Annotated in this window: 11 protein-coding genes; 8 read left to right on the top strand and 3 right to left on the bottom strand. The window is 70.5% G+C overall.

From position 1 onward, the window contains the following. Positions 1-1146: hybrid histidine protein kinase/response regulator SinK (gene sinK, locus D7W79_RS27225; RefSeq protein WP_158617053.1), on the bottom strand; the 1146-nt coding region annotated here is incomplete at its 3' end. Between the two features lie 168 nt (positions 1147-1314). On the opposite strand from sinK, the gene D7W79_RS27220 reads away from it, so the two are divergent. Continuing rightward, a complete protein-coding gene (locus tag D7W79_RS27220) occupies positions 1315-1704 on the top strand; it encodes a demethoxyubiquinone hydroxylase family protein (protein WP_120528314.1) in 390 nt (129 codons plus the stop codon). 15 nt (positions 1705-1719) lie between these two features. Here D7W79_RS27220 and D7W79_RS27215 read toward each other — a convergent pair whose 3' ends face one another. Further along, complete coding sequence (locus tag D7W79_RS27215; RefSeq protein WP_120528313.1) at positions 1720-3108, bottom strand: GGDEF domain-containing protein; 1389 nt, start codon at positions 3106-3108, stop codon at positions 1720-1722. A gap of 52 nt (positions 3109-3160) precedes the next feature. On the opposite strand from D7W79_RS27215, the gene D7W79_RS27210 reads away from it, so the two are divergent. From D7W79_RS27210 to nadC, 4 genes are all read left to right on the top strand, one after another. Further along, complete coding sequence (locus D7W79_RS27210) at positions 3161-3976, top strand: chemotaxis protein CheW (RefSeq protein WP_120528312.1); 816 nt, start codon at positions 3161-3163, stop codon at positions 3974-3976. A gap of 117 nt (positions 3977-4093) precedes the next feature. Then, on the top strand, positions 4094-5206 hold the full coding sequence (locus tag D7W79_RS27205) for a response regulator (RefSeq protein WP_120528311.1): 1113 nt from the start codon (positions 4094-4096) through the stop codon (positions 5204-5206). Positions 5207-5259: 53 nt separating this feature from the next. Continuing rightward, complete coding sequence (locus D7W79_RS27200) at positions 5260-8739, top strand: valine--tRNA ligase (protein WP_120528310.1); 3480 nt, start codon at positions 5260-5262, stop codon at positions 8737-8739. 9 nt (positions 8740-8748) lie between these two features. Next, entirely contained in the window at positions 8749-9627 is an 879-nt protein-coding gene (gene nadC / locus D7W79_RS27195; RefSeq protein ID WP_208729851.1) for a carboxylating nicotinate-nucleotide diphosphorylase, read from the top strand. 89 nt (positions 9628-9716) lie between these two features. Here nadC and D7W79_RS27190 read toward each other — a convergent pair whose 3' ends face one another. Then, the gene (locus D7W79_RS27190) at positions 9717-11336 is read right to left on the bottom strand and encodes an alkaline phosphatase family protein (protein ID WP_120528309.1); all 1620 of its coding nucleotides are present in this window, start codon (positions 11334-11336) and stop codon (positions 9717-9719) included. Positions 11337-11429: 93 nt separating this feature from the next. Here D7W79_RS27190 and D7W79_RS27185 point away from each other — a divergent pair, with 93 nt between their 5' ends. Genes D7W79_RS27185 through D7W79_RS27175 form a run of 3 tightly spaced genes read left to right on the top strand, consistent with a single transcriptional unit; the run spans position 11430 to position 13319 of the window. Continuing rightward, on the top strand, positions 11430-11840 hold the full coding sequence (locus D7W79_RS27185) for an acyl-CoA thioesterase (RefSeq protein WP_120528308.1): 411 nt from the start codon (positions 11430-11432) through the stop codon (positions 11838-11840). A gap of 42 nt (positions 11841-11882) precedes the next feature. After that, entirely contained in the window at positions 11883-12848 is a 966-nt protein-coding gene (gene glpX / locus D7W79_RS27180) for a class II fructose-bisphosphatase (RefSeq protein WP_120528307.1), read from the top strand. 45 nt (positions 12849-12893) lie between these two features. Continuing rightward, a complete protein-coding gene (locus D7W79_RS27175; protein ID WP_014396139.1) occupies positions 12894-13319 on the top strand; it encodes a type II toxin-antitoxin system RatA family toxin in 426 nt (141 codons plus the stop codon). The last annotated feature ends 129 nt before the right edge of the window (positions 13320-13448 follow it).

Below are 13448 nucleotides of genomic sequence, written 5' to 3'. Positions count from 1 at the left end.
GGCCGGGGCGGGCGGCGCCGCGGGCGTGTACAGCGCCTGGCGCAGCAGCGCGCGCACCTGGCGGATGTCGTCGAAGGGCTTGAGCAGGTAGTCCACCACGCCCAGCTGCAGCGCCTGCTGCGTCGTCACCAGCGAGGGGTAGCCCGTCATCAGGATGACGCGCGAGGCGGGGTCCAGCTTCCTTGCGTGCTGGGCCAGCTCCAGGCCGGACAGCCCGGGCAGGTTCTTGTCCGTGACGATGAGGTCCACGCGCGACGAGCGCAGGATCTCCAGCGCGGCCTCGCCCGTGGCCGCTTCAATCACCTCGCACTCCTTCTCCATCAGGTCCTTGAAGACCATCCGGATGATGCCCTCGTCGTCCACCACCAGCAGCCGCTTGCGCGGCGGGCGGGGCGCGTCCGTGGGAGGGAAGAGCACGCGGAACACCGTGGCCGGGGGCGGCACCTCGCGCAGCGTCGTCGGCGGCACCAGGGCGATCTGCGCGTGGTGCTCCTGCGCGATGCGACGACAGACGGCGAGCCCCAGGCCGGTGCCGCGTTTGCTGGCGGAGACGTAGGGCTCGAAGATGCGCGTCTTGAGGTCGTCCGGGATGCCCGGGCCCCAGTCGGACACGTAGAGGGCCGCGGACGCGCCGTCGCGCGCGAGCGTCACCTTCACGCGGCCCCGGCCGGACATGGCGTCGCGCGCGTTGTTGAGCAGGTTGAGCGTCAGCTGCTCGATGAGCCGCGCGTTGCCCTGGATGGTGAGGTCCTCGGGCGCCTCCACCTCCAGGGAGATGCGCGCCGAGTCCGGGTTGACGCTGAACACCTTCGCCGCCGCCCAGATGGGCGCGGCCAGGGACAGCCGCTGCTGCGGGGCCGGCCGCTCGCTGGCCAGGCGGATGAAGTCGGAGACGATCTGCTCCATCCGCTCCACCTGCGCGAGCAGCAGCTTCAGCGGCCCGCTGGCGCCCCCTTCCTCGGCCAGCAGCTGGGCGTAGGCCTTCGCGCCCAGCAGGGGCTGGCGCAGCTCGTGGAGCACCTCCGCGGCGACCTGGTGGGTATGCGCGTTGGCGCGTTGCAGCGCCGCCGCCGCGAGCCGTGCCTTCTCCAGGTCCCCCGCGTCCAGGGCCTGGAGCAGCTGCGCGAGCGGCGAGGGGGTCTCCATGCGAAGGAGCATGACGGAGGCAGGTGTTCAGGCGCAACGCACCCCCAGCGGGATTCGGTTGACCCCGCTCGCGACCGAACGGATGCTCGCGACCGCCCTCCAGCGGGGCCCGACGGGATGTGCATGCCCGCTCGCCTGCTGGGGACTCTCCCTGTCGCAGAGGCCCTCATGCCGCAGACGAACCCGTTCCACTCGCTGGTGCCCCGGAAGCTGACGGACTCCGAACTGGCCCGCTCCATCCGGCTCAACATCGAGGCGGAGCTGGACGCCATCAACCTCTACGCCGCGCACCTGGACGCGACGGACAACGAGGAGGCGAAGGCCATCCTGCGGCACGTCATGGACGAGGAGCGCGAGCACGCGGCCCTGTTCTGGCAGCTCATCGCGCGGCTGGATCCGGAGCAGGCCCAGCACGACCGCGAGGCGTCGCAGAAGTACCGCCTCATCACCACCGGCGCGTCCCACGAGGAGGTGGAGGCGGTGGGCGAGGGCGGTGGCGGAGCGCCCGCGGAGGTGGAGCTGCCCAAGCGCCTCACCGTGGGCAGCCTGCGCAAGTAGCGCGGGCCGCGGCCGTCAGCCCTGGCCCTGCTGGGGCGGCGGGTTCTGACGGCGCTCGGCCGGGGTGGCCTCCAGGTCCTGCGCCGCCATGTAGACGACGTTCCGGGTGCCGCGCTTGCCCCGGTACATGGCCCGGTCGGACAGGTCCAGGAGGTGGTCCTTGTCCTGGGCGTGCTCCGGGAAGCTGGCCACGCCGATGCAGGTGGTGAGCTTGAGCGCCAGCCCCTCGCGGCCCAGGAACTGGTGGGTCTCCATGGTGCGGCGGATGCGCTCGGCGACCTTGAGGGCCCCGCCGGAGTCGGTGCCGCGCAGGAGGACCACGTACTCGTCGCCGCCGAAGCGCGCCACCACGTCCGGGTCGCGCACGCAGCCCTTGAGCACGCGCGCGGCCTCCACCAGCACGCGCGAGCCCACCAGGTGCCCGTGCGTGTCGTTGATGGCCTTGAAGCGGTCCAGGTCCAGGAACAGCAGGGAGAAGGGCCGCTGCGTCTGGAGGGCCTCGTTCACCTCGCGGTCCAGCACCAGGTGCAGGTAGCGCGTGTTGAACAGGCGGGTGAGGTCGTCGACGTACGCCAGGTCCTCCACGGCGGCGAAGCGGCCCAGGTTGCGCAGGGCCAGCGCCCAGTTGCGCACGAGGAAGCTCACCGTCTCCGGGTGGTGCTCCGGGGGCGCGCTGTCGTGGAAGAGCACCGCGTGGCCCAGCACCGTGTCGCCGTCCACGGCGGGGAAGGTGAGGGTGCGCGGCCAGGGCACCTGCAGGCCGTCGAGTGACTGGGGCGTGCGCGTTCCCGTGAGCCGCTCGGTGAGCTGCGGCACCAGCGCTTCGTACAGGTCCTCCGGCAGGCCGCGCATGCCGTGCGGGCGGAAGCCCGAGGCACTGGGGTCGCGCTCCAGGAGCATCACGGCGGAGGCGTTGGCCATGGACTCCAGCGCGTCCGCGGTGGCGGTGGCCAGCCGCTCGCGGTCGAGCGTGGTGGCGATGCGCTGGCCCGCCTCCAGGAGCGCGACGTGCTGGCGCAGGGACGCGTTCTCGCGCATCAGGTCGCGCGTGGTGAGCGCGCGGCGCAGGGCGTGCTGCAGGGCCTCCGGCGCCACCGGCTTGACCAGGTACTCCGCCGCGCCGCTCTTGATGGCGCGCACCGCGGGGGCGACCTTGTCCAGGCCGGTGATGACCACCACCTCCACGCCCGGGTAGCGCTCGCGCACGTGGCGGAGGATCTCCATGCCGTCGCCGCCGGGGAGGATGAGGTCCGTCACCACCGCGTCGAACCGGCCCGCGGAGAGGGCGGCCTTCGCATCCGCCACGGTGGCGACCGCCGTGACGATGTGTCCCGCGGCCGTGAGGTAGTCGCCGTAGAGGTTGCGGGCGATCTTTTCGTCGTCGACGAGGAGCAGTCGCGCCATGACTGTTCAGGGCTTAGCACCCAACCCTGGAAGGCTGCTAGGGTCCCCCTCCGTGTCGCCCTTTGAAAGCGGACGGCGGCTCTGCCTTCTGGTGGAGGCCGGTGAGACGCGCTACGCGGTGGAGGCCACGTCCGTCATCGAGGTCGCGATGCCGGGCGCTCGCGGCGCCAGCCTGCGCGGTGTGCTGGAGGTGAAGGATCTCTCCGCGCTGCTCGGCGGCCCGCCCGAGGACGTGCCGGGCATGGTGGTGGTGCTGGACGTCAGCCCCACGCTCGCGGTGCGGGTGCGCTCCGTGGTGGAGGTCGCGGACGTCGCGCGGGATCCGTTCTTCCTGCTGCCCCCTGGCCTGGCGGACTCGCTGGCGCCCCTGAGCCGGGGCGCGGTGTTGCACAAGGACCGGCTGTACCTGGAGCTCATCGTGGAGGCGCTGCCGCACCGGGCGGGCCCCCGGGCCACCCCGCCGGAGCTCCGGCCCGTGCACTGGGTGGACGTGCCCCCGGAGCGGGCGCTGGTGCTGGAGTCCCAGGGCGTGCTGTTCGGCGTCCCGCTGGGCAACGTCTCCCAGGTGGTGCCCCGGGGTGAAGCGTTCAGCGTACTCCCGGTGCAGAGCGGGCCCGTGGCGGGCGTCTATCCGCACGCGCAGGCGCTGTGGCCCATCTGTTCGGTTCCGGCGCTGCTGGGGGCGCCGGCCCGGGTGGAGGACCTGTTCGTCCTGACGGAGCTGGCGGGGCGCAACGTGGGGCTGGCGGCCACCCGGGTGCTCGGCGTGCTGCAGAAGTTCAAGCCGGCCGAGCTGACCGGAACGTTCCGGGCGCCGGGGCTGCCGGATCCGGTGATGTTACTGGACCTGCAGCGCATGTTTTCTTGATCGGCCCAAAGCGCGAATCCTAAGCTTCTCCGATTGACACAGGGCGTGCAGGCAGGCTTGCTCGCCCGAAATCTCAAACGAATTCAGGGGGGTATGCGCCCCCCGAGGCCGGAGCCGATGCCCAAGAATCTACTGATCGCCGACGACTCGCTCACCATCCGCAAGGTGATCGGGATGATCTTCGCGACGGAAGACTTCCAGGTGACCGCGGTGGACAACGGGCTGGACGCCATCTCCCGCACGCGCGAGCTGCGTCCGGACGTGGTGCTCGCCGACGTGATGATGCCGGGCAAGAGCGGCTACGAGGTCTGCGAGGCGCTCAAGAGCGACCCCTCCACGCAGGCCATCCCGGTGCTGCTGCTGGCCGGCACCTTCGAGGCGTTCGACGAGAACCGCGCGAAGGCCGCCCGGGCGGACGACCACATCACCAAGCCCTTCGAGAGCCAGATCCTCCTCGACAAGGTGAAGGCCCTGGTCGGCCAGAAGTCCAACACCATGCCCGCGTCCGCCGCGACGCGCGTGCTGCCCCAGACCGCCGCTCCGGTGGCTCCGGCCGCCGCGCCGCCCGCCGCCGCCGCGCCTCCGGGTGCGCGTCCCGCGGGTGCGCCGCCTCCGGGCGCCGTGCCTCCCGGTGCGCGTCCTCCGGGGCCGGGCGTGCCGCCTCCGGGCGCGCGTCCTCCTGGCGCGGGTGTGCCGCCGCCTCCGGGCGCTGCGCGTCCGCTGCCGGGTGCCGTGCCGCCGGGCGCGCGTCCTCCGGGTGCACCGCCTCCGGGCATGGCCGCGCGTCCTCCGGGCCCTGGCGCTCCGAACATTCCGGGTGGCTTCCCGCGTCCTCCGGGCGCCGCGCCGCTGCCCTCCGCGCCCCCGCCCGCCGCGGTGCCTCCGGCCGCCCGGGCCCGCGACCCGTTCGGCCTGGGTGCGCCGTCCGCCCCGGCCGCGCCGCCCGCCGCGCAGGCCCGCACGGAGAGCATCCGCATCGAGGACTCGCTGCCCGAGCCCAGCGGCGCGGAGGAGATCTCCCTGGACATCGGCGGTCCCTCGCCGGCCACTCCGCCCGCGCGCGCCCGTCCGGCCGCGGATGGCGGCGAGGCGCAGCTTCGCGAGGCCCTGTCGAAGGCGTCCCGCGAGGTCATCGAGAAGATTGCCTGGGAGGTCGTCCCGCAGCTGGCGGAGACCATCATCCGGGAAGAGCTGGAGCGGCTCATCAAGGACCGCGAGACCCAGCATTGATTCGCAGTCCCCCCTGATTCCCCGCCGGCCCCGTCGGGGGCCGGCCGCTTGCAATGACTGACACGACTGAACTGTCCAAGGCCTACGAGCCCTCCGAAGTGGAGGCGCGGTGGTACAACCACTGGCTGGAGCGCGACTACTTCCGCGCCGAAGCCCCTTCCGCCAAGCCGCCGTTCAGCATCGTGCTGCCGCCGCCCAACGTGACGGGCAGCCTGCACATCGGCCACGCGCTCACCGCCACCATCCAGGACATCCTCACGCGCTGGAAGCGCATGAGCGGCTTCAACGCGCTCTGGCTGCCGGGCACGGATCACGCGGGCATCGCCACGCAGATGGTGGTGGAGAAGGAGCTCAAGAAGACCGAAGGCAAGAGCCGCCACGACCTGGGCCGCGAGGCGTTCCTCGAACGCGTCTGGACGTGGAAGGGCAAGTTCGGCGCGCGCATCGGCGAGCAGCACCGCTACCTGGGCGCGTCGCTGGACTGGAGCCGCGAGCGCTTCACCATGGACGAGCAGTCCTCGGCCGCGGTGCGCGAGGTCTTCGTCCGGCTGTACGAAGAGGGCCTGATGTACCGGGCCCAGAAGCTCATCAACTGGTGCCCGTCCTGCCGCACGGCCCTCTCCGACCTGGAGGTGGAGCACGAGGAGAAGAACGGCTCGCTCTGGCACATCCGCTACCCGGTGAAGGACAGCGACCGCTCGCTCACCGTGGCGACGACGCGCCCGGAGACGCTCCTGGGCGACACCGCGGTGGCGGTGCATCCGGACGACCCGCGCTACCTGGGCCTGGTGGGCCGCAGCGTGTCCCTGCCGCTCACCGACCGCGAGATCCCCATCATCGCGGACGCGGAGTTGGTGAACATGGAGTTCGGCACGGGCGTGGTGAAGGTCACGCCCGCGCACGACTTCAACGACTACCAGACGGGCCTGCGCCACAAGCTGCCGATGCTGTCCATCCTGGACGAAGCGGCGCGGATGACGAAGGACACCGGCAAGTACGCGGGCCTGGATAGGACCGAGGCGCGCAAGCAGGTGCTGGCGGACCTGACGGAGCTGGGCCTGCTGGAGAAGGAGGAGCCGCACAAGCTGAGCGTGGGCACCTGCCAGCGCTGCGCCACGGTGGTGGAGCCGCGCCTGTCGCCGCAGTGGTTCATCAAGATCGAGCCGCTGGCGAAGCCGGCCATCGAGGCGGTGGAGCAGGGCCGCACGAAGTTCGTCCCGGAGTCTTGGACGAACACGTACTTCCACTGGATGAACAACATCCACGACTGGTGCGTGAGCCGCCAGCTGTGGTGGGGCCACCAGATCCCCGCGTGGTACTGCACGGCGTGCACGCCCCCGGAGGCGCGCTCGAAGGACACGGCGGACGTCATCGTGTCGCGCACGACGCCGGAGTCCTGCCCGAAGTGTGGCGGCACGGAGCTGACGCAGGACCCGGACGTGCTGGACACCTGGTTCTCGTCCGCGCTGTGGCCGTTCTCCACGCTGGGCTGGCCCAGGCAGACGGCTGACCTGAAGACCTTCTACCCGACGTCCGTGATGGAGACGGGCCACGACATCATCTTCTTCTGGGTCGCCCGGATGATGATGATGGGCCTGCACTTCATGGGGGATGTGCCCTTCCGCACCGTGTACCTGCACGCGATGGTGCGCGACGAGAAGGGCGAGAAGATGTCCAAGACGAAGGGGAACGTGATTGATCCCCTGGACGTCATCCTCGGCGCCAAGGCGGACGCGCTGCAGCCGTCGCTGCGCAACCGCTTCCCGCAGGGCATGCCCGCGCACGGCGCGGACGCGTTGCGCTTCACGCTCGCGTCGCTCACGCAGCAGGGCCGCGACATCAAGCTGTCGATGGACCGCCTGGGTGGCTACAAGGCGTTCTGCAACAAGCTGTGGAACGCCAGCCGCTTCGCCCTGATGAACATGGGCGACTTCAGCCTGGACCGCACGCCGCTGGAGGGCCGCAAGCTGACGCTGGCGGACCGGTGGATCCTCTCCCGGCTGCAGAAGGCCACGGAGGAGACGCGCGCGTCGCTGGAGGCGTTCGGCTTCGCGGAAGCGGCCTCCACGCTGTACCAGTTCCTGTGGGCGGAGTTCTGTGACTGGTACATCGAGCTGGCGAAGGGCTCGCTGTACGGCGAGGACGCGCAGGCCAAGGACACCACGCGCGCGGTGCTGGTGACGTGCCTGGACCGCATCCTGCGGCTGATGCACCCGTTCATGCCGTTCATCACCGAGGAGATCTGGCAGAAGCTGCCGATGTCCCGGCCCACGGAGAGCATCTGCATCGCGGAGTATCCGGCGCCGGAGGCGGCGTGGGTGGACGCGGCCGCGGAAGGCGAGATGGCGCCGGTCATCGCGGCCATCGAGGGCCTGCGCACGCTGCGCGGCGAGAGCAACCTGCCGCCGTCCGCCAAGGTGAAGGCGGTGGTGCAGAGCCCGGACGCGACGACGCGCGAGCTGCTGGAGCGGTGGCGCGCGTACCTGATGCCGCTCGCGGGCCTGTCCGAGGTGGTGGTGGGCCCGCCGGGCGCCAAGCCTCCGCAGGCGGCGGCGTTCGTCAGCGGCAACCTGGAGATCTACGTGCCCCTGGCGGGCCTGGTGGATCTGGACGCGGAGCGCGACCGCCTGAAGAAGGAGATCGCCCGCGCCGAGCAGGAGCTCGCGAGTTTGCAGCGCAAGCTGGACAACCCGAACTTCGTGGCCCGTGCTCCGCCGGACGTGGTGGAGAAGGACAAGGCCCGGGTGACGGAGCTCCAGGAGCGCACGGTCAAGCTGCAGGATCACCTCCAGCGCATCGCCCCGGAGCCCCCCATGTCCGAGACGCCGTCACCGTTACCGGGCAGCACCGAGTCCGAAGCCCCTGAAGCGTCCGAAAGCATCGCGCCCGAGAGCGCGCAGGTGAAAGTGGCCGCCGAGCCGCGGGCACCGAAGGACGAAGGCGTGAACCTGGGGCAGGAGCTGAAGGGCGAGATGGAAGCCGAGGAGGCTTCGCGGGCGCCCAAGGCTGCGGATCCGGTGGTGGAGGAGGCGCTCAACAAGCTGCGCGAGGGCACCAAGGAAGGGCTGTCCGCGGCGGACCACCACGACCTGGGCGTCGCGTACATGAGCATGGGCCTCGTGGACGATGCGATGCGCGAGTTCGACCGGGCCAAGGAGGGCGGCGACGCCCGCGAGGCGCCGGAGGGTTCGGCGAAGCCGGTGAAGAAGGCCGCCGGGAAGAAGACGGCCGCGAAGAAGGCTCCGGCGAAGAAGGCCGCGGGCAAGAAGACGGCGGCGAAGAAGGCCCCTGCGAAGAAGGCTTCCGCGAAGAAGGCGGCGGGGAAGAAGTCCGCCGCGAAGAAGTCCGCAGGCAAGAAGCCGGGCGCGAAGAAGGCGGCGGGCAAGAAGACCGCGACGAAGAAGGCGGCGGCGAAGAAGGCCCCTGCGAAGAAGGCTTCCGCGAAGAAGGCGGCGGGGAAGAAGTCCGCCGCGAAGAAGTCCGCGGCGAAGAAGACCACTCGGGGCAAGCCGGCGCGCAAGACGCGCCGGTAGGAGGCGGAAGTGCAGCAGGATTATCTCGATCGGCTCATCGCGCTGTCCCTCGACGAGGACCTGGGCGCGGCGGGGGACGTCACCTCGCTGGCGGTGGTTCCCGCCGATGCGGAGGGAAGTGGTGAGCTGGTCGCGAAGGAGCAGATGATCGTCGCCGGCCTCGATGCCTTCGTCCGCGTCTTCCACATGGTGGACGCGGAGGTGGAGGTGGAGGTCCTCAAGCGCGACGGCGAGGAGATCAAACCGAAGGTGGTCGCCGCGCGCGTCCACGGCAAGCTGCGCTCGCTGCTGGCCGCCGAGCGCACCGCGCTCAACCTGGTGCAGCGCGCCGCCGGCATCGCGACGCTGGCCCAGCAGGCGATGACCTCCGTGAGGGGATCGAAGCTGCGGGTGCTGGACACGCGCAAGACGCCTCCGGGCATGCGCGGGCTGGCCAAGCACGCGGTGCGCATGGGCGGAGCGTCCAACCACCGCTTCGGCCTCTTCGACGGCATCCTCATCAAGGACAACCACATCGCGGCGGTGGGCGGCGACATCACCGAAGCGGTCCGCCGCGCGAAGCTGAACGGTCCCCGGCTGGTGAAGATTGAAGTGGAGGTCACCAACTTCAAGCAGCTGGAGGAGGCCATCGCCGCGGGCGCGGACGTCATCATGTTGGACAACATGGACGACGCGCAGATCCGCGAGGCGGTGAAGCTGACGGCGAGCCGCGTCCCGATCGAAGTCTCGGGCGGCGTCACGCTGGACCGGCTGCCGAGGCTTGCGAAGCTGGGCGTGGACTTCGTGTCGATGGGCGCGCTGACGCACTCGGCGCGGGCCATGGACCTGTCGCTCGAAATCGCGACGACGAAGAAGCCCGCGCGCAAGAGCCGCTCCGCGCAGGGCTGAAGCGACACTTCATTCCGAGCTGTTTGAAGGGCAGGGCGGGTCCGCGAAAGCTGACTCGACCTGCCCTTTGCTTTCGGTTGGCGTGGTGATCAGCGCGCCCCTGCGAGCGCCTCCGCGCGCGGCTTGCCCTCCGCCGACGCGGGCATGCCCATCTCCAGCAGCGCGGACAGGGTAGGGGCCACGTCCACGGGGTTGATCTCCTCCAGGTACAGCCCCGGCTTCACGCCCTTGCCCGCGAACACCACCGGCACCTGCGTGTCATAGGAATACGGCGTGCCGTGGTTCGTGCCGCGCGGGTAGTCGCTGATGACCTGGAAGGGCTTGGCCATGAACACCACGTCACCGCTGCGCATCGGGTAGTAGCCCCGGCGCATCGCCGCCACGAGCCCATCCGGATCCGGCGCCGTGGCCAGGTCGTCCTTCGCCACCGCCCACACGGTGTAGGGCTGCTTCGACAGCCACGCCGCCGCCGCGCGCCGCACCGCCGCCGCGTCCACCTTGCCGTCCTCCAGCGCCTTGCCGCCCAGGTACACGTCCAGCTCCAGCAGCTTCACCGTCACGTCCGCGCCGAACTTCGCCTTCAGCTCCTGCGCCAGCCCCTTCGCCGCCTCCACCGGATTCAGCCGCGCCGCCGGCACGCCCGCCTGCGCCCACGCCTCTGGAATCTCCGCGCCGCCATGGTCCGCCGACAGCGCGATGACCAGGTTCGCCTTCCCACCGGCCGCGCGCTCGGCGGCGGCGATCAGCTCGCCCATCGCCTGATCCAACCGCAGCATCGTGTCCTGCATCTCCCACGAGTACGGCCCGAACGCGTGGAACACCGCGTCCGTCCCGCTGAAGCTCACCGCGAGGATGTCCGGCACGTCGTCCTTCCCCAGCCCTTCACCCTCGATCGCCGCCGTTGCCGCCTGCACCAGCAGGTCATGCGACAACGGCGACACCGCGAACGCCCGGTACGACGCGGGCCCGGGCGCCTGGAGCCCGCCCTTCAGCGCGTGGGGGAACACGCGCCCCATGCCGTAGGCCTCCGGCTCCACCGCGCGGTCATCGTCGCCCACGTACTCGGCCCGCGGGCGCAAGAGCTCCCACGTCTTGCTGAACCCCGCGTCCGCCAGCTTGCGCGCGTTGAACGCCTGCATCCACGCGGGCTCCGCCTTCGCGTACCAGGTGCTCGTCACCATCCGCCCCGTGGCCTCGTCGAACCACCACGCCTGGCCCTGCCGTCCGGCCAGCGGAATGGCCGCTCGCGACTTGAACGACAGCGCCACCACCTTGCCCCGTCCCTGCGTGGACACGCGCAGCCGGTCCGCCAGCGTCTCCGCCCTCAGGTTCACCGGGCTCGTGTCCGACCCCGGGGGCGTCTCCCCGTTCAGCACCGGATGCGTCGGGTCCGTGTAGACCTGCACCGCCTGTCCGGCCGCGCGGTCGTAGATGTCGTTGTCCACGATGCCGTGGCGCCAGGGGTTCGCGCCCGTGGCCAGCGTGGCGTGGCCCGGGGCCGTCCGGGCCTCGGCATAAGCGTACCGGGCGTAGGGGTAATACGCGCCCGTGGAGAGCAGCCGGCCCAGGCCTCCGGTGAGGCGCGGACGGCTTCGGAGCAGGAGGTCGCTGCCCATCGCGTCCACGCTGATGAACAGCGTGAGCTTGGGGGCCTTGGCGGAGGCGGGCAGGGCGAACAGGACGAGGAGGGCGGCGAGGAAGCGCGACATGGTGCGGCAGCCTCTCCGGCCGGATGAACAGAAGCAACCAACATGCGCGCCCACCGCTTGGACACGTCACCCCGCCCTGATATGGGCGGCCCAATGGTCGAGGCACGGCTGCGCGTCATCTACGGCGACACGGATCAGATGGGGGTCGTCTACTACGCGAACTACTTCCGCTACTTCGAGTTCGCCCGCAGCGAGTTCTTCCGTGCCCACGGAGGCAGCTACCGCGAACTGGAGAGCACCGGGCTGCTGTTGCCCGTGGTGGAGGCCAGCGCCCACTACAAGGCGTCCGCGCGCTACGACGACCTGCTCCTCATCCGCACCACCCTGGACGAGTTGCGCCGTGCGTCACTCGTGTTCACCTACGAGCTGCTGCGCGACGGTGACGCCCCCACGCTCCTGTGCACCGGCCGCACGATGCACGCCTGCGTGGGGCGCGACGGAAAACCCCAGCGGCTGCCCCAATCCATCGCCCGCCTGAAGGCCGCGGACGACACCGACACCTGAAGCTTTTTTCCTTCCCGAATTCCCGAACGAGGAGCACCGACAATGGATCGCAACCTGGCAATGGAGGTCGTGCGCGTCACCGAGATGGCGGCCATCGCCTCCGCCCGGCTCATGGGCCGCGGCAACAAGGACGAGTCCGACCAGGCCGCCGTGGACGCGATGCGCCGCGCCTTCGACGCGCTGAACATCGACGGCACGGTCGTCATCGGCGAGGGCGAGCGCGACGAGGCGCCCATGCTCTACATTGGTGAGCGCGTGGGCGCCCGCACCGCCGGCGCCCCCGAGGTGGACATCGCCCTGGATCCGCTGGAGGGCACCAACCTGTGCGCCTACGGCCGCCCGGGCTCCATCTCCGTCGTGGCCATGTCCAGCCACGGCGGCCTGCTCAACGCGCCCGACACGTACATGGAGAAGATCGCCGTGGGTCCGCGCGCCAAGGGCGCCATCGACCTGACGAAGTCCCCCACGGAGAACCTGCGCTCCATCGCGGAGCGCATGAAGCTCTACGTGGAGGACCTCACGGTCATGATCCTCGACCGCGAGCGCCACGCCGACCTCATCAAGGAGGTCCGCGCCGCGGGCGCCCGCGTGCGCCTCATCGAGGACGGTGACGTGGCGGGCGCCATCGCCACCTGCTTCGAGGGCTCCGGCGTGGACGTGCTCATGGGCATTGGCGGCGCGCCCGAAGGCGTCATCGCCGCGGCGGCCATCCGCGCCACCGGCGGCGACATGCAGGGCCGGCTCGTGCCGCGCAACCAGGGCGAAATCGAGCGCGCCAAGAAGATGGGCATCACCGACATCCACAAGATCTACGCCGCCGAGGAGCTGGCCCGCGGCGAGGTGATGTTCGCCGCCACGGGCGTGACGAGCGGCGACTTCCTCAAGGGCGTGCGCTTCTTCGGCGGCGGCTGCGAGACGCACTCCGTCGTCATGCGCAGCAAGACGGGCACCGTGCGCTTCATCCAGTCCATCCACAAGTTCGACAAGAAGCCGGGCTACGCGCCGTAAGCTGTCCCTCCAGCCCAGTCCTTCACGCCTTCCGGAGACACCGTCATGGCCGGCGCCACGCGTACCATCACCATCAATGCCCCCGTCGAGAAGGTCTTCGACATCATCACCAACTACGACCGCTACGCGGAGTTCCTCCCGGAGGTGAAGAAGGTCTCCACCTCGCAGCGCCAGGGGAACACCGTCCAGGTGCACTACGAGGTCGATGTGGTGAAGCGCATCCGCTACACCATCCGCGTCACCGAGGAGCGCCCCAAGCGCATGTCCTGGACCTTCGTCGAGGGCGAGGTGATGAAGGACAACAAGGGCAGCTGGACGCTGGAGCCCGAGGGCGAGGGCAAGACGCGCGCGACCTACAACGTGGAGATGGCGCTGGGCGCTCTCATCCCCAAGGCCATCATCAACACCCTCACGGAGACCCAGCTCCCCAAGATGCTGGAGGCCTTCAAGCGCCGCGCGGAAGCCCCCTGACGGCTTTCGTCGACGGCTTTCGTCACCGCTGACGTTCCGCGTCAGGTTTCCGCCCGCCAGCCTGTCCTCCCACGCGGCCCACGCCGTGCAAGGGAGCAGGAGGGCGGGCGGGCCCTTTTCGGCTGGAGC

It is taken from the genome of Corallococcus exercitus (assembly GCF_003611585.1).
In the GTDB taxonomy this organism is placed as follows: domain Bacteria; phylum Myxococcota; class Myxococcia; order Myxococcales; family Myxococcaceae; genus Corallococcus; species Corallococcus exercitus.
The sequence above is the reverse complement of the archived record's forward strand: the minus strand, read 5'-3'. Positions and strand labels throughout refer to the sequence as shown.